Origin of the sequence: Halobacillus sp. A1-3 (genome assembly GCF_050971765.1) — a bacterium.
Classification (GTDB): domain Bacteria; phylum Bacillota; class Bacilli; order Bacillales; family Halobacillaceae; genus Halobacillus; species Halobacillus mangrovi_B.
In genome coordinates this window covers 188,207-213,417 of sequence record NZ_JBPCEO010000002.1, presented here as the reverse complement: position 1 = coordinate 213,417, position 25,211 = coordinate 188,207, and the positions used below count along the sequence as shown (strand labels likewise).

Genomic DNA, 25,211 nt, shown 5'->3' with positions numbered 1-25,211 from the left:
ACATAAAGAACATGAAACTACGTCTGAAAAAGGCGTAGTTTTTTCTGTTTTACGTATTTTATGGGAGAGGTAGATTAAACTAAAAAGGGCTGGGGTAAATAGAAAATAACTATTTACATATAAAGGAGGAACTCAAATGGCTAGTAAAAGAGAATGGCATGTTATTTTTTTGCTCGACAGTAAACGAGTGGTTACCCATGATCTAGAATTAAGTGAAGATATGAACGAAAGAGAAGCAACTGAATTTATAGTGAAGCAGCTTGACAGAGGAACATGGTGGTTCCTAGAGGACGGGGTTGCTTTGCACACAAGTGGTGTAGAAAGCTTTTATCTTGATCGCTGTGCTAAAAGAACAAGGTTCTCGAGAGATTAATAAGAAAAGCCCAGCTCTTTTGATTATAGAGCTGGGCTTTTGTAAATTATGATTCAAGGATCTCAATTTTGATTTGCTTTCTGCCGAATTTGAAGGCTTTTGCTTCTTGTGGGATAAACACATCAATACGGTGCCCTTTAATGTCTCCGCCGATATCACCGGCTACGGCTACTCCATAACCAGGGACTCTTACTTTTGAACCTAGAGGGATGACGTCAGGATCGACCGCAATTACTTTCTTATCGGGATTGGCCCGAAGATCAATGCCTGTATAAGTGGTGCCGCTACACCCCTCACAAAAAGCAGTATATGCAGTCGCTTCTACGTTGACTGTTTTTTTAACGGCAGCTTTTGCAGCATGTTTTTTCTTATCATTTCGCTTCTTTTCAAAACGCTTGTGCTCTTTTTCTTTTTCGTCTAGACTTATTGTTTTCAGCTCCATAACTGTTGTTTTTTTCTTAGATGGCTCGTCTATTTCATCTGCATGAACTGTGGTGTGCGTTTGAGAGCCGAAGTTCAAAATACCAAGTGTATATAAAGCCACTGTAAATAATAAAATGAATGATTTCTTCATGACTTTTTTACCCCTTTCAAAGGTTGACTGAGAGGAGTATAACAGGTCATAAATCCTATGCTCAAGGACAGATCGGATACATTTATGTTACATTTTAATTACATCAGATAATGGTAAATAGTGCTAAAGTGGTAAGAGTCGCTATTTCACTCAGCGACTCTTTCAAATCTTATCTAGAGGTCCCTTTTCTTTTTTTACCACAACAGGATTTGCGTGAGGGTTTACGTTTTGGCTGGTTGTTGTTATTAGCTTGATTGCTCATATTTACACTCCTCTCGCTTGGGATACCTCATCTTATGCATAAGCAGAGAATCGGGCAGTGCGTCTCTCATGGTTTTTTTAAAAGTTGTCATAATTGGAAAAAGAAATGAATATGGGGAATAGGGTAAAATGGTTCAATTTTAGTTTTCGACTCAATAGATTCTCATGCTATAATGAGGTTGATTGCTTGAAATTCCAAAAAATAGTGAAAAGTTTAGGAAAAAGGAGGACGGGCCGATGACTTTTTGCCCTCATTGTGGGAAAGAAGTGCACGAGGACTCCCGTTTTTGCTCCCAATGTGGTACGCGTTTAATAGATAACGAAGGAAATCACATACATAAGGAAAGCGGAGAAAAGAAGTCCAGGTTCCTGTGGCCCATTTTAGTTCCTGTGTTAGCTTTGCTGTTGACTGCAGGTGGACTGTTTTGGACCTACACTCACCAACAAGAAGTGAATGAACAAGTCATCCAGAATAAAGAAAAGGCCGAGCGTTTGGCACTGGACGGAAAATATGAAGAAGCTGAGAAAATATTGATAAAGGCCGTGGATAAACGCCCTGAATTTCCTCCGCTACAAGAAAACTTAAATGCAGTCCAAACGGTGTTGCTAATTCAAAGTGATATGGCGGAAGTAGAGAAGCATATTAAATCTAATGATTTAAATAAAGCGGAAGAACAACTGACGGCGATTCAAAATCAAATTCAGAATGAACAGAGTAAACTTTTTTCAACTCTCACTCCTGAAGCTAACCGTCTTCAATCTCAGATTACGCTCAGGCAAATCAATGATGAATTAAGTAAGTTGACGCAGGTTGATGAACTCGCTGCCAAGCTTAATACGTTATCTGGTTTAAATCTAGAAGAAACTTCAAAGGTACGAAAGAAAATTAATGAAAAGATCGTTTCTCTATCGACAAAAAAGGCAGAGGCTGCGCTCGAGAATAAACAGTATAATGAGGCTGTAGCTATCGTGGACCAGGGACTTCAATATGTCACAAACCATGAAAAGCTGATCCAGCTGAAAGAACGAATTAAGCAAGAAAGAGAATCCTTTGAGCAGGCACAGCAAGATCGTATGGAGGATGCCATGCAGCAGGCAGCAAAAGATGAATTAAAAAATCAAAACGCTGCCCTTGAAGTTGTGGATGTCCAGCTAAAAAAAGACGAGTACGGAGATGTTAAATTAAACGGAAGGGTGAAAAGTGTAGCTACCCAAATACTCAGTACGGTTACAGCTAATTATGTAATTCGTAATGAGGAAAATGAAGTTGTAAAAGAAGATTCAGCAAAAGTATATCCAGTATATTTGAATCCAGGGGATGAAGGGACCTTTGAAAAAGTCTATTATGATTTAAAAAATGGTGATTATACAGTTCAAGTGACCGATCTGGAATGGCTAGTAGAATAGGAGGAAGAGATGTGAAACGTGCTTGGATCATCAGCCTTTCACTATCGATCCTGATTTTCGCAGGTGGAGGGATATCCGCTTACTTTATATCCGACTCCATCTCAGAAGAACTTCGTGCGACAGCTGCATTAACTGAGCCGCTCAGTGCGGAAGATAGTGAAGAAAAAGTATCGAAAAAAACGAAAGATATTATCTATGAATCTCAGAAACTGGTGGTCCAAATCGAGCTTGAAGATGGTTCGATAGGATCCGGATTTCTTTACAATGAACAAGGCGACGTGATCACCAATGCTCACGTAGTCGCTAATGCAAATGAAGTGAAGGTGGTAACCGCAGATTCAAAAGAAATGTCGGGCAGTGTGATCGGGGTCAGCCGTGACACAGATATCGCTGTTGTCAGGGTGCCAGGGTTGAAAGGGAAAGAGCCTTTAACGATTCAGACAGATGGTGGGGTAGAGCTTCTCGATGAAGTACTAGCCCTGGGCAGTCCGCTGGGGATGCAAAATACTGTGACGCGTGGTGAAGTCAGTGGATTGAATCGTAATTTGAACATAGACCCGTTCGAATATAAGGATGTTTATCAAATTTCTGCTCCGATATCTCCAGGCAACAGCGGAGGTCCATTAATCGATAGCCATACAGGCGAAGTCATTGGCATTAATTCGGCTAAGCTTGGAAAAGAGTCCATAGGTTTCAGCATACCAATCGCAAGTGTTCTTCCGATGGTTAAAAATTGGAGCGCTGAACCAATGAAATCTCTGCCTGATTTTCCTGAGCTGACAGAAAACCAGCCTCAGTCTCCGGTGACTGGAACACCGACGGAGCAAGCGACCTATTTAGTCCACTATTTTTATGACAGTATCAATCAAGGGGACTTTGTTACGGCATATTCCTTACTTGGCAGCACTCAGCAGGAGGAAATGTCTTTTGAAGAGTTCAGGTCAGGATATTACAACTCCTTGTCTGTGACTGTCGATAACTTGGTGGCTGATCCAATAGATGAATACGTTGAAGTGACTGTGTTTTTAACAGCTGAAGAGACGAAAGACGGAGAAGTACAGGTGAAGAAGTACAAAGTGACCTACCCAGTTAAGTTTGAAAACAAGTCGATGAAAATCTTTGAGGGAAGTGGAAAAGAGCTAACCTCTGAAGAGGAAGAAGAGTAGAGAGTTCTGGGGCGAATGCTCCGGGACTTTTTTTACAGAATGGTTCATTCACACAATCCCTTTTAAATACTGGCGCATTTACTGATAGTAGGGTTTTAGGGGAAAATGCAAGTATTTTCATAAATCGGTATATAAGCTTTAATTACAGGATTCAAATCGTATACGTGGACCTTTTAAAGCCCTGAATATTAGTTAAGAGAGTGAGAAATATGACAATACTAGTCGCGTTGGATGACGGCCATGGTATGAATACGGCTGGAAAACGTACTCCGTTTATACCTGAATTAGGAAGGTCAATTAAAGAAAACGAGTTTAACCGAGCGGTTGTAAAAATTTTGAGGCAGGAACTTGAGAGGTGCGGCTTTGCTACACTTCTTGTTGCTCCGACAGATGAAGATATTCCCTTAGTGAAAAGAACAGATTTAGCGAATGTTCGGAAAGCAGACATTTACGTTTCCATTCATTATAATGCATTTGATGGTTCGTTTTCCGGACAAAACCCCAGTGGAATAGAAATCTATGTATATCCAGGTAACTTAAACGCAGAGTCAGGAAAACTTGCTACAGCTGTAGGTAAATATCTTCGCCAAGGAACAAAGCAAAACTGGCGTGGAATCAAAGAGGCGAACTTTCACGTACTTCGTGAAACGAACATGCCTGCAATACTGACGGAAAATGGGTTTATGGACAATAAAGAAGAAGCTTTACTTATGATAAATGAATCTTTTCAACGTGAGGTAGCAGTGGAACACGCCAAAGGAATCTGCGAATACTTCAATGTCTCTTATATCCCACCTTCTAATGAGGATGAGACTGATTTCAGTGACGTTCCGCCGGACTCCTATTATGCAGATGCCATTAAACGTGCAGCTGAGCTTGGTTTGTTGAACGGTTATCCTAATGGTCTGTTCCTGCCAGAAAACAATCTTACCCGTGGAGAATTTGCAGTTGCGCTCATGCGCTTGTATGACAAATTAAAATAAAGTATAGTAGCCCTCTTTAAAATGGGGCTACATTATTTGTCCGGCATAATTTCTTTTATAGAGTCATCAAATGTAGAAGAAGGTTCAAGGAAAGGGGGTTCCGATTTTGTACTATTATCCTCAAATGAACCGGAGCCACGGAGAAGCACGGATGATGACAGTAAACGGAACTGGTAAGGTAGCGGCAAGGCCAGATGTGGCCATTCTCAGCTTTGGTGTAGAGACAAACAATCGTGAATTGAAGGAAGCCCAGCAGTCAAATGCCGAAACAATCAGTCAGATTACACAATCATTAATTCAAGCGGGCATATCGGAAGAGAATATTCAAACGGCCGATTATTACATCTTTCCTGAATACGATTATGTGGACGGCAAGCAGCAATTCCGTGGATATCAAGTCACGCACATTCTCTCTGTGAGAGTGGAGGACATCAACCAAACAGGAGCAATCGTTGATTTAGCCGTTTCTAATGGAGCAAACAGGGTTTCTAATATTCAATTCACATTGAAAAATCCAGAACAATATTATCAAGAAGCTTTAAGAATAGCTTTAGGGCAAGCACTCGCACACGCGCAGACCATTGCGAACACAATGCGATTGAATTTAGAGCAGACGCCTATCAGAATGATTGAAAAGGGAGGGAGTGAGACAGCTCCCATCCGTCCTTATCCAAAAGCTGAGGTGATGAGTGCAGCAGCTCTCACTCCCATCGAACCTGGGCAGCAGGAGATTGTTGCAAGGGTGGAAGCACAATTTCAATACTTACCTTAAGCCAGAAGAAGACATCTCCTTCTGTCTTTTATCTAGGAAAATATAAATGATTTAATGCGCTTTTGTGCTTATGTAGGCGTCCCGTGCGCAGTGGATCTTCTTCTTTTTTCAATCGCATTTACTCCCATGACGACTGAAATCAATTCTTCAGTTGATATAGAAGAGGTGTGGTTTTTTAATTCGAAAGCCGCAGACTGAAAAACGCCGCTGACTTTACGGAAAGTAGCTACTTCTACGCCGGATTTATCCGTCATTGTATACTCTTTTGACATGGCAGGAGATTCGATCTCAAGTGACTGGTTCTTTGACTCATATCGAAAACGCTTTTTGAAGAAAGAAAATCCGGTTTTTACTTTCCCAAGCTCTTCACCCTTTGTTTGTTGCACACTCCATTTATTAGAAAATATTGGAAAATAACCTTGAACTACTATTTCTCCATTTGTATCTTCTACATCAACACTTGAAGAAAAGGCACTTTTTAAGTTTAATGAGCCAACCATTTCCTTTTCTTCATTGTAAATGTCTGTCCGGCCTGCAGAGAAGAAATTATCCGAAAAATAAACACATGCTTCCATTTCTTTCACTCCTTTATCTGTTATACGAAAATGTACAAATAACGTTTCAAACTTTGGTCAAATTTTTCTTATATTAGTGAATAGTTAAGAACACGAACGAAAAGGAGAATGTAAAGGACAATTATCTGGGAAGTAACAATGTATATGCTTTGACAAGAGGTCTCTGATCTTGTAAATTTACTTATAGACGAACAATTATATTATGCCGAATGTATAATATTCGGTTTTTAGAGGTGTTTAACTATGGAAAATGTATTCGATTATGAAGATATTCAATTGATTCCAGCAAAATGTATCGTAAACAGTCGTTCTGAATGCGATACTACAGTTACTTTAGGAAATCACAAATTTAAATTACCAGTTGTTCCTGCCAATATGCAGACGATTATTGACGAAAATATTGCACGGTCTCTTGCTGAAGGCAGTTACTTTTACATTATGCATCGCTTTGAACCTGAAACACGTAAAGATTTTATAAAAGATATGAAAGCAAGGGATCTGATTGCCTCAATCAGTGTTGGAGTAAAAGCAGAGGAGTATGAGTTCATTCAGCAATTAGCTGAAGAAAAGCTTTTCCCTGAGTTTATTACGATTGATATCGCTCACGGTCACTCCAACTCCGTGATCGAAATGATTCAACATATTAAAAACCACTTACCAGAAACTTTTGTTATTGCCGGCAACGTAGGTACTCCGGAAGCTGTACGTGAGCTGGAAAATGCTGGAGCAGACGCTACTAAAGTAGGTATAGGACCTGGAAAAGTGTGTATCACCAAACTGAAGACAGGCTTCGGAACGGGCGGATGGCAATTAGCTGCTTTAAAATGGTGCGGGAAAGCAGCAAGTAAGCCAATCATTGCTGATGGCGGTATCCGCACACACGGAGATATTGCCAAATCAATCCGATTCGGTGCTTCCATGGTTATGATCGGCTCTTTATTTGCCGGTCATGAAGAGTCTCCAGGGGAAACGATTGAAAAAGACGGAACGCTATATAAAGAATACTTTGGCAGTGCTTCTGAGTATCAAAAAGGCGAGAAGAAGAATGTGGAAGGGAAAAAGATGATAGTGCCTCACAAAGGTTCCCTTAAAGATACTCTAGTTGAGATGGAGCAGGATCTCCAGTCCGCGATTTCGTACGCAGGGGGAAGCCATATTGATGCGATTCGCCACGTCGATTATGTAGTCGTGAAAAACTCCATTATGAATGGTGATCATTTATAATATGATTGTAAAGCCAGTCCAGTAGGTTGGGCTGGCTCTATTTATGGAATTGATGGATGCTGATAGGGACCTAACTCAGAGGGATAAATCCTTAATGTAATGGAATAACGCCCTATCTTAGAGGTGTAGCGCCGTAACTCGATGAGATAAGTCCTTATCTTATAAGTATTGCGACCCAACCTCAAGGAAAGCACTCTAACGAAATCTTTCTCTCTTGTAAACGCAAAAAGCATGAGGCGCTTAGCCTCATGCTTTTTATTAATTAGGAAACATTTTTTTGGTGATCGAAAATAGGTTTTTCTGGAGTTATAAAGAAACGAGCTTTCTTAGGAAGCTTTCCAAAAATTAACCCAGGGTAAGGGAAGAACCGATGGGTCATATAAATAGCGAAGTAACACAACACAAGTGTAAATAAAAACCTTGCTGCTACTTCCATGTGGAACCATTCACCAGCAGATACGGGAACGAATTGAGCAACCACTTTTAATATGACTGGATGCAGCAAATAAAACCCAAAAGAATAAACAGCTATATTCTTTACGTAAGGAATGATTCCAGGCCATCGATCGCAGATGATCTCCGTCAAACGGAATAGAATGAAGCTTCCGCTTACGATATAAAATAAATTCACGACCAGATAAACATAGCCAGGAAGCGTAAACGAAGCTACCGTATAAAGATGGTAATTTAAATAAACAAAGGAGGCTCCTGCAATAATAGCAAAAAGCAACCAGCCAATTGTAGACCGATTATAGATTTTGGCTTTTTGTTTCAAGTAGTACGTTCCAATCCATGCACCAAGCAAGTAAGGACCCAAGGAACTGATGAAACTATTGAAAGGGATCAAGCTGAATTCCCGGTTAAGAAAGTAGAAGCCTACTTCTATTCCAATACCAATTAACCACATATACCTCCTGAAAAAGGTTATCTTCTTTGCTGCATATAGAAGAATAGGAAAAACGAGATAAAACTGGACGATCAAGAAGATAAAGTGGAGTTGGTAAAATGACTCTCCTTGAAGAATTCGCCATGTCATCTCTACAAAGTTCAATTCAACGAGCCCCGTGTAGACAGAAAATGCTTCATAGAATACCGCCCATACAAGGTAGGGAACAAGGATATACATGACCCTTTTTTTATAATAGAGTTTCAATTCATTGAGGTCCATTTTTTGATTCATATATTTATAAAAAAATACCATGGCTGTAATCATAATAAATATTCCGGCCTCAACACGGATAATTCGATTGATAAAATGATAAGTGGCATACGCATCCGTGCCCTGCGTGAGAGTTGATTGAAAAACAGCGGTGACATGAACGAGTACCACCATAAGCATTGCGAATAATCTTAAGAAATAAATGGATTCTATTCTATTATTATTCATAAACTGTACTCCTTCTACATTGGTTATTAATAAGAAACCTAGATTAATATAACATATTTTGATTCGTTCAATTAGTCTGTTATAGATTTGTTATATTTTTTAACATATTCATTATTAATGACTCGTTAATGTAAAAGTTGTAGGGGGCATAAGTGTACCTTTTCAATATCAAATACTTACGCTTTTAGAAATAAAAATGCATGAGGCCCGTGGCCTCATGCATTTATTTTAGTTTGTTTGCATCTTTTTCTTCTTGCGTGCTTTTTCTTTTTCAATTTGCTTACTGCGTAGCTGTCCACATGCGGCGTCAATGTCCGTGCCATGCTCAGTGCGCACTCCGCATTTAATTCCGCGATCCATCAATGTCTGATAGAACGACAAAATTGCATCTTTTTCACTTCGTTCGTAAGGATGGTCAGCGACTGGGTTGTACGGAATCAAGTTCACGTAAGACAAGTGGCGCTTATCCATCAACAAATCTGCAAGCTGATGAGCCTCGGCTACGTGATCATTGACGTCGCGCAACAGAATATACTCAAACGTAATCCGTCGGTTGGTTTTCTCAAGATAGTAATCAATCGCAGGCATCAGTTTTTCTAACGGGTACGCCTTATTGATTTTCATGATTCGTGAACGCAGCTCATTGTTTGGTGCGTGGATGGATAGAGCAAGATTGATTTGGATGCCTTCATCCGCAAACTCGTACATTTTCGGTGCAATTCCACTCGTGGAAACCGTGATGTGGCGAGCTCCAATGGACAAGCCTTTCTGGTCGTTGACGACTTTTAAAAAGTCAATCAAGTTGTCGTAGTTATCGAATGGTTCACCAATTCCCATGACAACGATGTGACTGACACGCTCATCTTTTCCTTGCTGGTCAAGGTGGTGCTGTACTTGCATAATTTGCTCAACAATTTCCCCGCTCGTTAAATCGCGGTTTTTACGTAAAATACCACTTGCACAGAACGAGCACCCGATATTACATCCGACCTGGGTGGTTACACAGACAGAAAGACCATAATTAAACCGCATCAGAACGGTTTCAATAACATTTCCATCATTAAGCTTAAATAAGAACTTAATGGTTCCGTCTTTTGACTCCTGTTTAATTTCTTCGGTTAACGTTTCAATTGTAAAGTGTTGATCAAGCAGATCCACACAGGATTGGTTCAAGTTTTTCATTTGTGAAAAATCCGTCACGCGCTTTTGGTAGAGCCAATTCCATACTTGCTTCGCTCGGAACTTTTTCTCTCCGTGCTCAATCAACCAGTCCGTCAATTGATCAAACGTCAATCCGTAAATGGATGGTTTCATATATACGCTCCTCATTAAAAAATTCGCTATTTCTATAGTAATTGATTTTCATCTCATAAACAACCACAATACCATTATCATAAAATTAAGTCAATTGTATTCTAGTATAAGTGAATGCTAATAGATAGGGTACACTCTAAAAACACATTTGTCACCTATGCAATAATTTGAAATAATTGTTATGGAATTTCTGTGAAAATAAGAGGAAGTAACAAGAGAAAAGGAGAGTACACTATGAATGCAAAAAATATAATCATTCTCATTACCAACGTTATTCTTATCGCTGCATCTTTAATTATTTTATATATTAATGCTATCTACATGGGGAACGGGATTGATATCCGCACTATCGCAATGATTTTATTAGTGCTTGTGGGAGTGAAAAACATTTATCAAGTGATGAAGAAGGCTAAACCAGAGTCAGAAAAAGCTGGCGACTAACAAGTTGAAAAACCCATTTTTATAATCTAAGTAATTACAGCTTTATTTACATTTTTATTGACTTGATTGGGTATTAGATCATCCTTAGATGGTAGTTTTCTGGGAAAGCGACACTTCACAAAAGGATGGCATGCTCACTATGACTCCGAGGTTAAAAAAAACTAGTTGGCAGGCAGATCAATCATAAAAAAATTAATGAAATAAAAAGTGATTTAAACATTGAATTTTAAGGGGCAAAATGAAAAAATGGTAGGGCAAGGAACTTTTTTAGAAGCAATACGTATAAAAGGGGAAGACATTCATTTGGAGGTGGATCAATTGATAAATCGAGCACCCGAATGTGCAAGTTGCGGTAAAGAAATAAGCGGCAACGATGTTGTCTATGTGAAATTACGCTACCCTAAAATGAAAGGGTTTGCAGAAGTGAAATCTTATTTAAGAAATGAAGGCGAAATGCTGTGTGAAACCTGTCAAAAAAGCAGGTAAATCACTATAAAAGGGCGATTGATATCGCCCTTTTATCGTATGAATGACAAAAAGTAGAATTTATACTCTGTTGTTCAAAAAAATACCCTGTTTTTAAAGACTCAGTTTTGAGATATTGAATGAATGGTTTCTGTTAACAGAATAGATTTAGGAGGTCCGTGAAATCGCTCACGTTTGCTGAGCCTCCTCAAATTTCGTTTTCCAAGGTCTCATCTAACATGTTCACCCCGTAGGAGTCTCACAATTTCTCGGATCTCCTTACGTAACGTTTGAATAGTAAAGACACCTTCGTAGCAAGTTATCATTTCTTAAGATAATGTAAGATACAATCTTAAAAAGAGGGGGGACGGTTCCCATCTACATTCCACTATTACGCTGTAATCTCGAAATTCAGTCATCCAGAATTCTTCAATTAAATGGAATAAAACTATTTATCTACATCGTCGTTCATAATAGCTTGCGCTTACGTATTTACTTTTGAACCATTCACCTGCTTTACAAATTCTTTCATAATCGCAGGAAGATCTGGCCAAGCATGACCGGATATAAGGTTATGATCGACGTAATTCATTTCATCCATGTATTCTGCTCCGATGCTTTGTACTTCAGGTTTACAAGCGTGGTAGGCAGTTAACTTTCGCCCTTTCACTTGATCCGCAATTGTCGTTAGTACAAGGCTTCCATGACACATAACGGCAATAGGCTTTTCTGCAATAAAGAAGTGGCTTACGATTCCTGGCAAATTTTCATTCATGCGGATATGTTCGGGAGCACGTCCCCCAGGAATGATCAATGCATCGTAATTACCAGGGTTCACATCGGAAAAAGTCAGGTTGGACTCTACCATATATCCCCTCTTTTCCGTGTACGTTTCCCAATCCTCAAAATCATGGATGACTGTGTTCAGCTTTTTTTGATGAGGAGCAGCGATATCCACCTCAAAACCTTCTTCTAAACACCTGAAATACGGGTAATACACCTCTAAAGCTTCTACAGCATCACCAGTTACAATTAGAACTTTTTTTTCAGACATTTCATACCCTCCTAAAGAAAAGATTTGGAAATTCATAATAGCCGTATTCCCTTTATGATTCAACATTTAACCTTCATTGCACGAACTGTAAGAATTTTATATAGTTCTTATAATATGGATGTTTGTAGAAAATTGGTATCACAATTTATATGTCTTGTGATCAATATTCACTATGGAATGCATCTTACTTTACTAAAAAGAAAAACGGCTTAACCAATTTTCGGTTAGCCGTTTGCACAGTAACATATCTCTATAAAAGACGGATATGAATAATTTTAGCTTGGGGATTACTCTTTAAATAATCTTGCCTTGCTTTTTCTCTATGAGAGGCAAACACAGGTGCTTCTTTAACAAGTCCGGACTTTGCCTGGTAATAAATCATATACTTCTCGACCACGATACGGCTCCTTTCGTTTTAAAACGTATCAAATTGCTAAAAGTATTAGCCGTAAACAAGAAATTTATACATAATATTCCTATGCACTTCAGTTAAAAAGGGTTTGTACGGATTCCCATCATTGCTTAAATTTTCATGAATTTAGAGAGGTAGAAACTTTTCTTCAGTTAACAAGAATATAGGGAGTGATGAGATGATTTCAATCATAATTTGGTTTATGGAATGAAAGTAAATAAAGGAGGGTGCTTGAATGAGATTGTATTATTTCATTTTACTTTTATAGGTATAATTGGGTTTAAGCTAGTGGGTTAAAAATATTCTTTACCCGTATCGTTAAACAAGATATTTTCCAAGTGATAACTGGTCCGTTTTTAATTATTTCCTCTATGCTGCTATTGATGTGGGGTTTCAGACGTGACCTCTCAGTTCTTTATGAAGTAGCTTGATGCTTTTATTTTACTGTTAAAGGGGAAAGACGTGATTTCTAAACCTTTATTGACCCTTATCGAATCATTATAATGGATGATTTTGGAATATTTGTGGTGTGCTTTGTGAAAATATTGAATGGGAGGTTTTTAAGATGGGCGCTTTTCTGCATTAGTCCTCCTCGTTCTTGCTGTAGTGATTGATTTTTTCTGGTTAAATGCAGACCGAAAACGCTGGGGGTGGATGAAAGGATGGTCGACCTTCGGCAAAACCGTGTTTTTTGTTGGCTGTTTCGTTGTGTCTACACTTATCTATGTGGGGAAGAGCTTCAAATTTTTTAAGATGAGATGGAAGGTGGTTCTCTACCCGTGAGAGGATTGCAATTTGCTGGTGCATTGCTTTTATTAACAGGAATTCTTTCAAACATAAGGTGTCGAGTGTAATTGCCGTTTTTCTCATAACAGGTGGAGTGCTCTGCATCATTGTTTCCAATTTAGTAATCAGGAAAGAAGTTGCCCTTTTTTGCAGAATCGGCTTACATAAATATATCCATGTGGGATGGGATAAAGAAAATAAAGTCTCGGTCGATTTATCGGTGTGCACGTTGCCAGAAGGAAAAGAAAGTGATCACAGGGGGGCCAGGGATATCCGATTCTAATAGCACGGTTGTTGCAGTGAAATTGTTTCTTTTTTCATTTCTGTTTGGAATTAAAATAGAGACGTAAGTTATACAGGCATGTTTGGGAGCGGTTTAGCTGCGGCGATTCCCGTTATTGGATTCTTCCTTCACTTATAGAAGGGTAAAAAAATAAAGTGTTAAAAATAAAAAAAGATCAACCAATTTAACTGGTTGATCTTTTATCATTGACTTTCACTTTCTCTGGCATCAATTCGCTATGGTTCATTCCGCATTCAGGACATTGCGTCCAAATGAAGAATGCGGATTTTTCATTGAAATCTTTTTGGTCGACTTTAAGGACGGTTACTTGGTTGTTATAGCAGCTTGTACATCTTTTTTGAATTAGCTGCCCGACTTGAAAGTTATTCATGAAGATACTCCTTAATTTTTTTCATTAGTTTTAGTCTATAGGATCTTCCGCTTTTCCGTATCGAATGACATCATAGACAGCCATTCCATCGCTTGGCTTTCCATCATCATTTCTGTAAGGGAATAACGAAAAAAAGATGAAGTAAATGGAAAAATAAGCGTACTGATAGAAAAATAGTGTGGCAGGTAAGACATCCGTAATAATGAGGTAATTCATCAGCAGGATGACGATTAAATTGAATAGACTACCGGCTAGATAGATAGAGACATGAGCCCATGTTTTATTGTAGGTCAAGGACTCATATTGACACCAGCCCTCCATAAAATATTTTTTCTTTACTTCAAGAGAACCGATACTTAAAAGGGTTTCGCCTGTCCCTATGCAAAATTTGATCTTTCCTCCAAACAAGCGGGCTGTCAACACATGTCCCGCTTCATGGACGAGGGTTACGATGGGTAATATAAGAAAAAAGTTAACAAAGAACATAGGAATATCACTAAGTGTGAACATGGGAACCCTCCATACATAAGCTTATATTCTATGAAGTAGATCAGGAGAGGCTGACCGTGAATTAAAAAGAAGGGTCACAGGGTGCCCTTGATCAGTTTAATTTTTATTATTTTTTCATAGTTTACACATTCTAGATAGGGTTCTCTCTCCAGCGGGAAATAATGAACTCGGGTTGGTACCAAATTCAATTGCTCATAAAGCTGTTTGTTAGTTTTTATTTCGCGAAGGGAAAGATTATAGTTGTTTCCATCTAAATGAACGAAAGAAGCTTCCGTGTATCCTTCATCTTTTATATATTGAAGTAATTCCATACTTCAACTCCTAATCTGAGACATGTCCCCACCATAACACATTTAATAATTATTATCCTCATATAATGCTCTTTTGTAATTGGTAATTTTTCCTCATTATAAGAGTTCGCTATAGGAGGATCTAGTATGGGCGTTAATCATGAGAAGTCAGGTATTTTATAGTTATATAGTTTCTTCATTGGAGTCGAGCGGAAATGGGCACACATGCGTGAGAATTGAATATTATAAAGGACTTAGGTCATAGCCATATAATTTCTATGCGGACACAAAAAGTTACTCTAACTAAAAAAGTTGTTCAAACGAAAAAATATAAGATACAATGACTTTAGCATGTTCGTAAGAAAGGGAGAGAAAAGAATGGAAAATCTTGTACTCGCCTTTAGCCTGACCCTTCTCGCCGGTTTGGCTACTGGGATCGGGAGTATTTTAGCTTTCTTCACATCAACAACTAATACCAAATTTTTATCCTTATCCCTTGGTTTTTCAGCAGGGGTAATGATTTATGTATCTATGGTTGAAATCTTCTTTAAAGCTCAGGATGCGCTTGTCAGTTCTATGGGTGAAGTTCCAGGAAAATGGTTGACTGTTGGAGGATTCTTTGGCGGAATGCTCGTAATTGCCTTAATTGATAAAATAATCCCAAAAGCTGGTAATCCGCATGAAGTGAAGAAAGTCGAGGATATGTCGAAGCCTAAATCTGAAAGAACAGATGCTCAGCTGCTAAAAATGGGAACGTTCACAGCATTAGCTATTGCGATCCACAACTTTCCAGAAGGAATTGCAACGTTCACTGCTGCATTGAACGACCCGAGTCTCGGGGTTGCGATCGCTGTAGCAATTGCCATTCATAATATTCCAGAGGGAATTGCTGTTTCAGTTCCGGTCTATTTCGCTACAGGCAGCAAAAAGAAAGCATTTAATCTATCTTTCTTGAGTGGATTGTCAGAGCCGGTTGGTGCCATCCTTGCTTATCTCGTTCTAATGCCATTTCTGAATGATATGGTCTTCGGCATTCTCTTCGCTGGAGTAGCGGGAATTATGGTCTTTATTTCATTAGATGAGCTGCTTCCAGCTTCCAGAAGATACGGGGAAGCCCATCTATCAATATATGGAGTTGTCGCAGGAATGGCTGTGATGGCCTTAAGTTTATTACTATTCATTTAAATCAAAACCCGTCAGATAATCTTCTGGCGGGTTTTTAACATGTCTTCTCTTGTATTAAGTCCTCAATTCGTTCTAGAATTTCAGCTTTAGGCTGCTGCACTAGTCTCCAATTTAATTTAATGTGATCAGGCTCTTTAATTCCTAACCGAAAGACGTCTTCCTGCAGAAAAATTTTTCTACTATGAAGCTTACTAAACTTTTCATCTGCTTTGGATTGAAGCCACTCTTTAGCAAGGCGGATCAATTTCTCATTTCTCTCTTCTTTATCCATTGCTGGTGGAAAAGTAAACCAAAACTTCCCTTTTTGAAAGCGAAATGTTGCTTGGTCCTCATCTGATTCTTGAATGATGAGTTGATAGGATCGACCGAGATAAGAAAGCTTTTGTCCTTCCTCTAAGGTGAGACGGTCTACTTGATAAAGATTTTCATGGAGAGATTTCCATTTCTCTATAATCCATTCTGTTTTCTTATTAAGAAAGGCTTGTATTTTATCTTCATTTCTTGCTTCCGGGGCAGTCACTTGAATCCCGTTCAAATCATCAATATATATTTTCACAAAATGAATATTTGCTTCTTTATGTAAAGTATAAGCTATTGTAGCAGGACCATCTTTTATTTCTGGCATACTTCTTCCCCCTTCTTGGATAATATAATTAAGTTTATTGAAACTTGGGGATTTCGTCAAAAATTATAAGAAGAGTCTCCGGTGGAAAGCTCTTCTTTTATTATAGAGATAGCTTTGTATTGCGTTTTTTGAAGTCGACATCTTGGTAATACGTGTTTTTGACTAATACATTTGGACCAAGGCATTCAACTGCTGGACAGTGGCAGTTAAGACTTTCAGCCGTTTTTGTTCGCATCCAGGTGAGATAAGCATCTGTAAGTTTCGTGTTCTTGATGTTTCCGAGGCCAGGTTCGTCTCCAAAGTCAGTCACGATAATGTCTCCGCTGAAAACATTTACGTTTAAACGGGAACGGCCGTCAGGGTCATTCCTTACTGTCACGTTTTTCTCTTCATACAATCGTTTTAGCATGGCAAGATCATCTTGAGAAGAACTGCATGGGTAATAAGGAAGAGTACCAAAAAGCATCCAGATTTCTTGATCCCGGTGATCAAGAAAACGATTAATAGCTACTCTCATTTTCTCAAGACTCAACGTTTCTAAACTGCTGGCAAAATCCACAGGGTACATCGGGTGAATTTCGTGCCTTGCACACTTCATTTTCTTTACATGGTCGTGGATTTCCTCAAGATAAGGGTACGTCCGACGGTTCAGCATTGTTTCTGCTGAAACCATCACCCCTTCTTCTGATAAACGCTGAGAGTTTTCCACCATACGGTCGAAAAACATTTTACGGTTTTCTTCCGATGGTTTTCTTTCCATACGTGCAAATCCAGTATGGATAAATTCTTCAATCGTTCCCCAGTTGTGTGAAATATGTAAAACATCCAAGTAAGGAATAATCGGCAAGTATCGCTTGTAAGGAAGAGTTAGGTTGGAATTTATTTGCGTGTGGACCCCACGCTCGTGAGCATATTTAAGCAAAGGCACGACGTAGTTTTCAACAGATTTTTTAGACATCATCGGTTCTCCGCCAGTGATACTCAAAGTTCGTAAATGAGGGATCTCATCAAGTCGCTTTAAAATTAGTCCCATCGGCAATGCTTCTGGATCTTTATCTTGTAACGTATATCCTACTGCACAGTGCTCGCATCTCATATTACATAAGGTTGTCGTCGTGAATTCAATATTGGATAAGGTCATCTCTCCATGTTCTTTTACGTCCATATATGCTTCCCATGGATCAAAAGAGGGCGAGAGTTTCTGAAGCTTCATGTTGGAACTCATAGATATGAAACTTCCTTTCTATAATGATTTTGGTTAGAAACAAACCACGTGCTATTTTACCATTATTCGAGATCGAACCCTAGCATTCCTTTTTAGAAAAGGGAAAAGGTGGGCCTGTATCGAACTAAATGTAGAGAATAGTGAGGAGGTTTGATCTGATGAAAACGGTAGTGATTACCGGTGCATCCAGTGGTTTTGGCTATATGACCGCATTGAGATGTGCAGAAAAAGGATTCCGTGTTATTGCAACGATGAGAAATATGGAAAAAGCGAAACTATTTAAAAGGGATTCTATAAATGAGGAAGTCAAACGAAGAATTGAAGTTTGGCAATTAGATGTAACAGATGCTATCTCGTTGGCTCACTTTCAAGAAAGGCTTCAAGAAGTTGAAAGAGTGGACGTGCTCGTCAATAATGCGGGTTTTGCAATTGGTGGTTTTGTGGAACAGGTACCTTTGGAGGCCTATCGCCGCCAATTCGAAACGAATGTATTTGGTGTAATTAGTGTAACGAAGGCCGTACTCCCTGTAATGAGAAAACAGCAAAGCGGAAAGATTTTAAACGTCAGCAGCGTGAGCGGTCGAATTGGCTTTCCTGGATTGTCCGCATACGTCTCATCAAAATACGCACTGGAAGGACTATCCGAAAGTTTACGGTTAGAAGTAAAACCTTTTGGGGTTGATGTCGCTTTAATAGAACCAGGCTCATACGAAACAAATATTTGGAGTTCTGGAATGGAACTGCCCAACGCAGTTTATAACCCTGAATCACCTTATGCTGATTATGTGAAAGCTCTCTGGAAAGCATTAAATCGTGAATCTCACGGAGACCCACAACAAGTAGCTACACTAATGACCAAACTTGCAGACAAAGATCGCATTCGAAAATTGCGTTATCCAATTGGCCCAGGAGTAAGGATGAACCTATTCTTAAAGAAGGTGCTTCCGTGGGCATGGTTAGAGAGAATGGTTTTAAAAAATCTGCTTTCCTGATTATATATCGATAAAGGAGAGAAATTTATGGAAATGACGAACGTCTTGAAAGGTGCAGATCCTATTTACTTCAAGGGAAATGAAGTCGGTATTCTAGTTTCCCACGGGTTTACTGGTACAACTCAAAGCATGAGGCCTCTTGCAGAAGCCTACGCAAGGGCTGGATACACCGTTTGTGCGCCACGACTGAAAGGTCACGGAACGACACCAGAAGATATGGAAAAATCGACAAAAGAGGACTGGATCGAGTCCATTGATGAGGGTTACCGCTGGTTGAAAGATCGGTGTGAGGTTATTTTTACTGTAGGACTCTCTATGGGAGGTACACTTGCGTTATATGTCGCCCAGAACTATCCGGATATTGAAGGCGTCATTCCGATTAATGCGGCGATTGATATTCCTGCGATGGAAAATACAGAAGCAATGGACGGTCCGTTCACTGATGCGATTGGTTCGGATATTAAGATGGAAGATGTAGAAGAGCTTGCTTATGAACGGACACCAGTTCGTTCCATTGACCAGCTTTTAGATTTAATGAGTCAGGTGAAAAGCCAGCTATCAAGCGTCCATTGTCCGATACTTGTGTTTGTTTCAGATGAAGATCACGTCGTTCCTCCGCATAACTCAGAGGTGATTTTTGATACTGTGTTTTCAGAACACAAAGAAATCGTCCATTTAGAAAACAGTTATCACGTAGCCACACTGGATAATGACCAGGATTTAATTATTGAGCGAAGTCTAGAATTCTTTCAAATGTACACGAAAACGAAATGATAAGCGAAAGCCCAACCGTTAGAATACCTTTATAAAGGGATTTCCCGGGCAATAAAAATCTTTGTATTCTCATTGTTTTTTTACTATAATAGAAGACAAATCAAGAAAAGTAAACGGTATAAAGCCTTCAAGGGGAGCCTTCCGGCTGAGAGTGAATGCGGTTCAGACCCTTCGAACCTGTCAGTTAGCACTGGCGTAGGGATGGTGGCTCTTTTGATGGTTGAGCAATGCTTAACGGGAACCTCCATCAGGAAGCTTCCCCTGGGTGTTGCTTTTTTTGTGTCTTTTATTAGGAGGCTCAATCGTGAGAAACCAACGTGTATTATTTCTAGTGGAAATGGCAATCTTTTCTGCTTTAGCCATTTTACTTGATATCATTCCTTTTTTATCGTTTAAACTATGGGCGCAGGGCGGATCTGTCTCATTTGCAATGGTGCCCGTCTTTATCATGGCATTTCGCTGGGGAGTAAAAGGAGGAATGACGACAGGACTTTTATTCGGGATTTATCAAATACTAACGGGTGCTTATATCATCACGCCGTTGCAGACGGTTCTCGATTATCTGGTCGCTTTTTCTGTCATCGGTTTAGCTGGGGTTGTGGCACAACCACTCTGGAAAGCTATCTCTTCGAATGAAAAAGGTTCTTTGATTTTTTGGGTGACTGTCGGATGTTTTATCGGAAGCTTACTCCGCTTTTTGGGGCACTTTATTGCTGGAATAGTCTTTTACGGAGAATTCGCTCCAGAAGGTCAGCCCGTATGGTTGTACTCCCTTATTTATAACGGGGGGTACATGCTGCCGGCTTTTGTCCTGAGCGCGATGATTGTAGCCCTGCTTTTTGTTCAACGCCCACAATTAGTAATAAAGTAAGATAAAACCCTCGTTTTATATAAAAACGAGGGTTTTTTTAGGTATTAGGTTTGATTTCTATTTTTTTAGTGAAAATAGTACTGCACCCTATAAAAAAGGCGGACTGACTAATGAAGAGATTTTTGAAGAAACGGATGCGGAAAAGAAGAAATAAGTTAAGACAAATTCATAAGAGCAAAATTTTCTGGACCATCATCATATTTATCCTCGTTAATACCTTCATGATTGCCTATCATACCTCGTGGAAGCCATTGCCTGAAGGAATATCTTATCAAGGAGAAACCCATTCGATGAAAGATATCGAATTTTTTTATGATTTAACGTACGAGAATAAAGACGGAGAGACGGTACATGAACGTCAAATCTTTCAGGAGTTAGGGCGGACGATTTCTGAGGCAGAAGATTTTATTGTAGCGGATATGTTCTTATTTAATGGCTATACAAACGGAAAAAATGAGTTTCCTCCGATTTCGGATAACCTTGTTGATCAAATTGTCCAGCAAAAAGAAAAACATCCTGACCTAAAAGTTGTTTTCATTACTGATCGGATCAATACCATTTATGGATCGTACGAATCAGAGACCATCCGCCGCTTAGAAGACGCTGGAGTGGACGTTGTACTCACGAATCTAAATAAGCTCCGTGATTCCAACCCTCTTTATTCAAGCGTATGGCGCTTGTTCTTTTCCTGGATGGGAACCGAAGGGCAGGGCTGGATTGGTAACCCAATCGCAAAAGAAGCACCAGATGTCACCTTAAGGTCGTACATGAAGTTATTGAACATTAAAGCGAATCACCGTAAGCTGTTGGTCACGGAGGATTCTGCCATTGTTCAAACTGCAAACCCACACGATGCAAGCGGCTATCATGAGAATGTAGCATTCAAAATGAAAGGCCCAATCATTAAGGATATATTAGAAGCAGAAGAAGCAGTGGTCAATTATTCAGGAGAAGCTGATTTTCCTGAATATGAAGACATGTCTTTTGAAAAACAAGAGGGAAATTTACAAACTCAATTTGTGACGGAAGGAAAGATCTATCGCTCCATTCTTGATGAACTTAAAAAAGCAGGAGAAGGCGATAATGTTTGGCTAGGCATGTATTACTTGGGTGACCGGAAAGTGATTGACCAGCTTGATAAAGCGGCTGATCGCGGGGCTGTAGTCAATATAATCATGGATCCGAATAAGAAAGCCTTTGGGCACCAAAAACCTGGCCTGCCTAACTTACCTGTAGCAGCGGAAATGAAGAATTTAGGTAACAAAAACATCAATATGCGCTGGTATGAAGTAAATATCGAGCAGTTTCACACCAAAATGTTATATATAGATAAGTCGAAAGAAAATGTTATTATTGCAGGTTCTGCCAATTATACAAGACGTAATCTGGCAAACTTGAATCTTGAAGCAGATGTGGTCATCAAAGGTCCACCTTCTGAAGAAGTTTTTAAAGAAGTGGATAGCTACTTTAAACGGATGTGGAATAACGAAAACGGCGAGACTTATACAGCAGACTATTCGGAGTTTCAAGGTAATCTTACATTTATTCGCTACGCCACCTATCATCTGCAAAAATGGACATGGTTCACAACTTATTGATTTGTTGAAAGACTGAATCGAATGGGATTCAGTCTTTTTTTTATGGAAAAATGAATTTTGATTCATTTATAACTGGATATTTATGTTATTGTAAAAAATGGAGAAAACGTCATCAGAAATGGTCTGATTGATTCAAGAGAACTATAGAATGAACTAGCAGAGGTGTAAGAAAACATGAGAATAATCAAAATATGTAGTCTGCTTTTAATGATAGTATTGTTGCTTTTGGGCTGTGGCCTGCAGGAAGAGAATAAAGAAAACCACTTTCATCTATCGTTGAACGGAGAAAGTGACCATTGGGAAGTACAACATTATAAGATCAAATGTACCCCAAAATTGTTTAAAGCAGGAGATGGGAAGGTCATTTTTAAAGGAAAGGACAACGGAAGTCCTGAATTTTACAAGATCAACGTTCATGCGGTCATTGATGAAACAGATACAATCGTACAAACAAAGTCAGTAAGTGGCGAGAGCAAAGTCAATAAGATTGAAACAGGTTCCATTAAAGGAGATACATACGTAAACAGGGAAGGCAAGCCTGTTACTTTTGACGAAGTCAGTCGAGTTTATATGGTAATTGAATGGCAAGAGGAGCAAAATACGAAGAGAGAAACGATCGTGCTAAAAGGATAAGGAAACAATCTAAAGAGGGAGATAAAAATGGAAAATTGGTTGATTGATCTAATCAATACTTATGGATATATTGGGATTCTCTTATTGATTGCGCTTGAGAATATTTTTCCTCCCATTCCTTCTGAAGTGATCTTGACCTTTGGAGGGTTTATGACGACAACCAGTAATATCAGCATATTCGGAGTAATCATGTCCGCAACCGCTGGCTCGGTGTTAGGGGCAGCATTGCTGTATGGACTTGGGTTGCAGCTGGATGTAGAGAGGCTTGAAAAAATCGTGGACAAGTGGGGCTATCTCTTACGATTGACGAAAAAGGATATTTATAAAGCAGATCTGTGGTTCGATCGCTATGGACCGTGGACAGTTCTGTTTTGCCGATTTATACCATTAGTCCGAAGTTTGATTTCCATCCCTGCAGGAATGTCGAATATGAGCTTTTCATTATTTCTTGCTTTGACCACATTTGGGACTTTGATTTGGAACGTTGTGCTCGTATTTGTAGGGGCTTCAGTGGGTACATCATGGAACGAAATCGTCGTTTACATGGATATGTACGAAAAAATCATTTATATCCTGGTAGCATTTATCCTTGGTTTTTCCTTCATTTGGTTTATAAAGAAGAAAAGGGCAGTGTAATTATTTAATAAGGAGCGATTAATGATGTCCCCTATCCCTAATCCTGCTATAAAAAAGAAAACGGCTCTGAGCCGAGGAGAGTTTATTGATGTAACAGAATTGAAAAGAGCTTGTGTGAATTATGATGCAGTAACGTTGAAATTGGAGCTTGATTATAAAAGAAGTCACTTGAAAAAAGAAAGCGAGCAAAAGAATGAATTCTTATACTATAATGGAGATTTTCTGATTGGATATATCGGAATCTGTCAATTTGGTGGAGAAGCACTCGAAGTAAACGGAATGGTTCATCCGGACTATCGAAGGCAGGGCATTTTCAGTGAATTATTTTCCCATGTGAAGCAAGAATGGCAAAGAAGAGAATCGCTGGAGATCCTTCTCCTAAGTGATTCAAATTCTGAAGCTGGCCAAGCTTTTATTCAAGCTCAGGGTGCTCAGTATGAACATTCCGAACATGATATGTATTTAACAAAATTACCAGAAGATATGAATACCACCGGTAAACTCAAGTTGAGAAAAGCTACAAACGAGGATGCAAAAGAAATCGCAAGACAAAATGCCATTTACTTTCAAATTGACGAAACAAGATTGACTTTGCCTGAGGAGGAAGAGAAACATGGTGTAGAAATTTATATTGCTGAAAGGGAAGAAAGACCTGTAGGAAAAGTTCACCTTGAAGTAAGTGAAGGTAAGGGGGGAATCTATGGATTAGGGGTGGTTCCTGAAGAACGGAGAAAAGGATATGGCAGAGAGATAATAATGAATGCAGTTAAGCAATTGAGAGAAAAACAGGTTAAGAAAATTATGTTGCAGGTCGTCGTAGATAATAGAAATGCTCTTTTGCTTTATCAATCTTGTGATTTTACCATTTCTTCGACGATGGACTATTATAAACTGAGTAAGTGAAAGAAACAATTCTCTCTGTGTACGTTTGGCTAAAAAGAGAGAAAAAGTTGGTCTGGGAAATTACTCGCTTTACGAAGGCGTATCGCCTTAAGGGTTTTTCTGCTCCCTTTTTGGGGCTCGTAATTTCCCAGAGGTCATATTAGTGTTTTTAATTACGTCTGCTGGTTTCTGTTCGAGAAGAGTCGTGCCTCTCTGATGTTCTCGTACGTGTTTCTGTTTCGCGGTTGGAAGATGGATTTCCAGCGTAAGCTTCCTCTTTTGTTTTTCTGTCATGGTTATTGTCCGTTGTATGGCTATGATGAGAATTTTGGTTATGACTTTGGGTATGGTTTTGGTTATGATTTTTGTATGAATCAGGATACATCGATTTGTTCTCTGTTTTATTACTAAGGAAAGTACGATAAACTTTATCCTGAATTTTTTCAGAAGCTTCAACAATGACGATAATTTTGCCTTCTTTCAAATGGTTCTCGTATTGTTTAGCTTCATGCTCAGACATTCCAGCTCCAACTAACGCCCCGACGATTCCTCCCCCGCCAGCGCCTACTCCTGCACCAGTAAGGGCGGCAGCAATCGGGCCAGCGGCAGCGATTTGCCCGATCCCTGGGATAGCAAGCAAGCCTAGCCCGGTAATCAGACCGCCAATTCCACCTAACACTCCACCGGATAAAGCGCCTAACCCAGCGCCTTTCCCAGCATTTTTTCCACGACCACCTTTATTGGTAGATACCGATGTATCCATTTCATCTTCTAATACATTTACTTTACTTTTGTCTTTAGCAAAAACTGATATATCATTAGATCCATATCCATGATGTTGTAAATCCTTAATCGCTCGCTCTGCATCTCCTACATTAGAAAAAACGCCACCAATGATCTTGTTGTTCAATTTTATTCCTCCTTTGAATAATTTCCATTAATAATCCATACCCGATTTGAAATCCACTAATCTTTAAAAAGGGACATCAATAAGATTGGATTAATTCTATTAGAATTCAATAGTAGAGCGAAAGGCCTGACTAACGCTTGTAAAGGGTATACAACCAAAACATCTTCTCAAAGTATATGCTTCGGGTGAAATCTACCTTGACCTATTATTAC

General features: G+C 39.2%; 28 protein-coding genes and 1 riboswitch. Of the genes, 16 read left to right on the top strand and 12 right to left on the bottom strand.

Features of this window, described 5'->3' with window-relative positions; translation table 11 throughout:
- The first annotated feature begins 136 nt into the window (after positions 1-136).
- Entirely contained in the window at positions 137-373 is a 237-nt protein-coding gene (locus ACRYKC_RS03825; protein WP_085030257.1) for a hypothetical protein, read from the top strand.
- Between the two features lie 46 nt (positions 374-419).
- On the opposite strand, the gene ACRYKC_RS03820 is transcribed toward ACRYKC_RS03825, so the two are convergent.
- A complete protein-coding gene (locus ACRYKC_RS03820) occupies positions 420-947 on the bottom strand; it encodes a 3D domain-containing protein (RefSeq protein ID WP_433805350.1) in 528 nt (175 codons plus the stop codon).
- 498 nt (positions 948-1,445) lie between these two features.
- On the opposite strand from ACRYKC_RS03820, the gene ACRYKC_RS03815 reads away from it, so the two are divergent.
- The 4 genes from ACRYKC_RS03815 (at position 1,446) to ACRYKC_RS03800 (ending at position 5,536) form a co-directional block, all read left to right on the top strand.
- Positions 1,446-2,615 (top strand): zinc ribbon domain-containing protein, encoded by a 1,170-nt coding sequence (locus ACRYKC_RS03815; RefSeq protein ID WP_433805349.1) that lies wholly within the window; start codon positions 1,446-1,448, stop codon positions 2,613-2,615.
- Positions 2,616-2,626: 11 nt separating this feature from the next.
- Positions 2,627-3,781 carry a S1C family serine protease gene (locus tag ACRYKC_RS03810; protein WP_433805348.1) on the top strand — a complete coding sequence of 385 codons (1,155 nt, stop codon included), beginning with the start codon at positions 2,627-2,629 and terminating at the stop codon, positions 3,779-3,781.
- Positions 3,782-3,990: 209 nt separating this feature from the next.
- Entirely contained in the window at positions 3,991-4,764 is a 774-nt protein-coding gene (locus ACRYKC_RS03805; RefSeq protein ID WP_433805347.1) for an N-acetylmuramoyl-L-alanine amidase, read from the top strand.
- Positions 4,765-4,888: 124 nt separating this feature from the next.
- Positions 4,889-5,536, top strand: a complete 648-nt coding sequence (locus ACRYKC_RS03800) for an SIMPL domain-containing protein (RefSeq protein WP_433805346.1) — start codon at positions 4,889-4,891, stop codon at positions 5,534-5,536.
- Positions 5,537-5,604: 68 nt separating this feature from the next.
- Here the strand turns inward: ACRYKC_RS03800 and ACRYKC_RS03795 are convergent, their stop codons facing one another.
- Complete coding sequence (locus ACRYKC_RS03795) at positions 5,605-6,111, bottom strand: LURP-one-related/scramblase family protein (protein WP_433805345.1); 507 nt, start codon at positions 6,109-6,111, stop codon at positions 5,605-5,607.
- A gap of 243 nt (positions 6,112-6,354) precedes the next feature.
- Here ACRYKC_RS03795 and guaC point away from each other — a divergent pair, with 243 nt between their 5' ends.
- Positions 6,355-7,335 carry a GMP reductase gene (gene guaC, locus ACRYKC_RS03790; protein WP_433805344.1) on the top strand — a complete coding sequence of 327 codons (981 nt, stop codon included), beginning with the start codon at positions 6,355-6,357 and terminating at the stop codon, positions 7,333-7,335.
- A gap of 262 nt (positions 7,336-7,597) precedes the next feature.
- Here the strand turns inward: guaC and ACRYKC_RS03785 are convergent, their stop codons facing one another.
- Positions 7,598-8,722: an acyltransferase gene (locus ACRYKC_RS03785; RefSeq protein ID WP_433805343.1), complete on the bottom strand. Its 1,125-nt coding sequence runs from the start codon at positions 8,720-8,722 to the stop codon at positions 7,598-7,600.
- 228 nt (positions 8,723-8,950) lie between these two features.
- Complete coding sequence (gene rlmN / locus ACRYKC_RS03780; protein WP_433805342.1) at positions 8,951-10,036, bottom strand: dual-specificity RNA methyltransferase RlmN; 1,086 nt, start codon at positions 10,034-10,036, stop codon at positions 8,951-8,953.
- 234 nt (positions 10,037-10,270) lie between these two features.
- Between rlmN and ACRYKC_RS03775 the strand changes: the two genes are divergently transcribed.
- Positions 10,271-10,477 (top strand): hypothetical protein, encoded by a 207-nt coding sequence (locus ACRYKC_RS03775; RefSeq protein WP_433805341.1) that lies wholly within the window; start codon positions 10,271-10,273, stop codon positions 10,475-10,477.
- Positions 10,478-10,795: 318 nt separating this feature from the next.
- A complete protein-coding gene (locus ACRYKC_RS03770) occupies positions 10,796-10,963 on the top strand; it encodes a Fe3+ hydroxamate ABC transporter substrate-binding protein (protein ID WP_433805340.1) in 168 nt (55 codons plus the stop codon).
- A 463-nt stretch (positions 10,964-11,426) separates the two neighbouring features.
- Here the strand turns inward: ACRYKC_RS03770 and ACRYKC_RS03765 are convergent, their stop codons facing one another.
- The 5 genes from ACRYKC_RS03765 to ACRYKC_RS03745 form a co-directional block, all read right to left on the bottom strand.
- The gene (locus ACRYKC_RS03765; RefSeq protein ID WP_433805339.1) at positions 11,427-11,996 is read right to left on the bottom strand and encodes a DJ-1/PfpI family protein; all 570 of its coding nucleotides are present in this window, start codon (positions 11,994-11,996) and stop codon (positions 11,427-11,429) included.
- Positions 11,997-12,246: 250 nt separating this feature from the next.
- A complete protein-coding gene (locus ACRYKC_RS03760; RefSeq protein WP_433805338.1) occupies positions 12,247-12,393 on the bottom strand; it encodes a hypothetical protein in 147 nt (48 codons plus the stop codon).
- Between the two features lie 1,268 nt (positions 12,394-13,661).
- Positions 13,662-13,868 (bottom strand): hypothetical protein, encoded by a 207-nt coding sequence (locus ACRYKC_RS03755; RefSeq protein WP_433805337.1) that lies wholly within the window; start codon positions 13,866-13,868, stop codon positions 13,662-13,664.
- A gap of 30 nt (positions 13,869-13,898) precedes the next feature.
- Positions 13,899-14,378 carry a site-2 protease family protein gene (locus ACRYKC_RS03750; RefSeq protein WP_433805336.1) on the bottom strand — a complete coding sequence of 160 codons (480 nt, stop codon included), beginning with the start codon at positions 14,376-14,378 and terminating at the stop codon, positions 13,899-13,901.
- Between the two features lie 74 nt (positions 14,379-14,452).
- Positions 14,453-14,689, bottom strand: coding sequence for a hypothetical protein (locus ACRYKC_RS03745; protein ID WP_433805335.1), 237 nt, complete (start codon positions 14,687-14,689; stop codon positions 14,453-14,455).
- Positions 14,690-15,046: 357 nt separating this feature from the next.
- On the opposite strand from ACRYKC_RS03745, the gene zupT reads away from it, so the two are divergent.
- Positions 15,047-15,853 carry a zinc transporter ZupT gene (zupT, locus tag ACRYKC_RS03740; protein ID WP_433805334.1) on the top strand — a complete coding sequence of 269 codons (807 nt, stop codon included), beginning with the start codon at positions 15,047-15,049 and terminating at the stop codon, positions 15,851-15,853.
- A gap of 34 nt (positions 15,854-15,887) precedes the next feature.
- Here zupT and ACRYKC_RS03735 read toward each other — a convergent pair whose 3' ends face one another.
- Positions 15,888-16,478 carry a YgjP-like metallopeptidase domain-containing protein gene (locus tag ACRYKC_RS03735; RefSeq protein WP_433805333.1) on the bottom strand — a complete coding sequence of 197 codons (591 nt, stop codon included), beginning with the start codon at positions 16,476-16,478 and terminating at the stop codon, positions 15,888-15,890.
- A 100-nt stretch (positions 16,479-16,578) separates the two neighbouring features.
- Positions 16,579-17,691, bottom strand: a complete 1,113-nt coding sequence (gene yfkAB / locus ACRYKC_RS03730) for a radical SAM/CxCxxxxC motif protein YfkAB (protein WP_433805331.1) — start codon at positions 17,689-17,691, stop codon at positions 16,579-16,581.
- Positions 17,692-17,861: 170 nt separating this feature from the next.
- Here yfkAB and ACRYKC_RS03725 point away from each other — a divergent pair, with 170 nt between their 5' ends.
- The 7 genes from ACRYKC_RS03725 to ACRYKC_RS03695 all read left to right on the top strand — a co-directional run bounded on the left by ACRYKC_RS03725 (position 17,862) and on the right by ACRYKC_RS03695 (position 24,110).
- Positions 17,862-18,695: an SDR family oxidoreductase gene (locus tag ACRYKC_RS03725; protein WP_433805330.1), complete on the top strand. Its 834-nt coding sequence runs from the start codon at positions 17,862-17,864 to the stop codon at positions 18,693-18,695.
- Between the two features lie 27 nt (positions 18,696-18,722).
- The gene (locus ACRYKC_RS03720) at positions 18,723-19,469 is read left to right on the top strand and encodes an alpha/beta hydrolase (protein ID WP_433805329.1); all 747 of its coding nucleotides are present in this window, start codon (positions 18,723-18,725) and stop codon (positions 19,467-19,469) included.
- Positions 19,470-19,589: 120 nt separating this feature from the next.
- A riboswitch (TPP riboswitch) is annotated at positions 19,590-19,688 on the top strand.
- 85 nt (positions 19,689-19,773) lie between these two features.
- Positions 19,774-20,340: an energy-coupled thiamine transporter ThiT gene (gene thiT / locus ACRYKC_RS03715; protein WP_433805328.1), complete on the top strand. Its 567-nt coding sequence runs from the start codon at positions 19,774-19,776 to the stop codon at positions 20,338-20,340.
- A 110-nt stretch (positions 20,341-20,450) separates the two neighbouring features.
- Positions 20,451-21,938, top strand: coding sequence for a phospholipase D family protein (locus ACRYKC_RS03710; protein WP_433805327.1), 1,488 nt, complete (start codon positions 20,451-20,453; stop codon positions 21,936-21,938).
- A 207-nt stretch (positions 21,939-22,145) separates the two neighbouring features.
- Positions 22,146-22,571: a hypothetical protein gene (locus tag ACRYKC_RS03705; RefSeq protein ID WP_433805326.1), complete on the top strand. Its 426-nt coding sequence runs from the start codon at positions 22,146-22,148 to the stop codon at positions 22,569-22,571.
- A 27-nt stretch (positions 22,572-22,598) separates the two neighbouring features.
- Positions 22,599-23,207 carry a DedA family protein gene (locus tag ACRYKC_RS03700; RefSeq protein WP_433805325.1) on the top strand — a complete coding sequence of 203 codons (609 nt, stop codon included), beginning with the start codon at positions 22,599-22,601 and terminating at the stop codon, positions 23,205-23,207.
- Positions 23,208-23,231: 24 nt separating this feature from the next.
- Positions 23,232-24,110: a GNAT family N-acetyltransferase gene (locus ACRYKC_RS03695; protein WP_433805323.1), complete on the top strand. Its 879-nt coding sequence runs from the start codon at positions 23,232-23,234 to the stop codon at positions 24,108-24,110.
- Positions 24,111-24,258: 148 nt separating this feature from the next.
- On the opposite strand, the gene ACRYKC_RS03690 is transcribed toward ACRYKC_RS03695, so the two are convergent.
- A complete protein-coding gene (locus tag ACRYKC_RS03690) occupies positions 24,259-24,999 on the bottom strand; it encodes a general stress protein (protein ID WP_433805322.1) in 741 nt (246 codons plus the stop codon).
- Between the last annotated feature and the right edge of the window lie 212 nt (positions 25,000-25,211).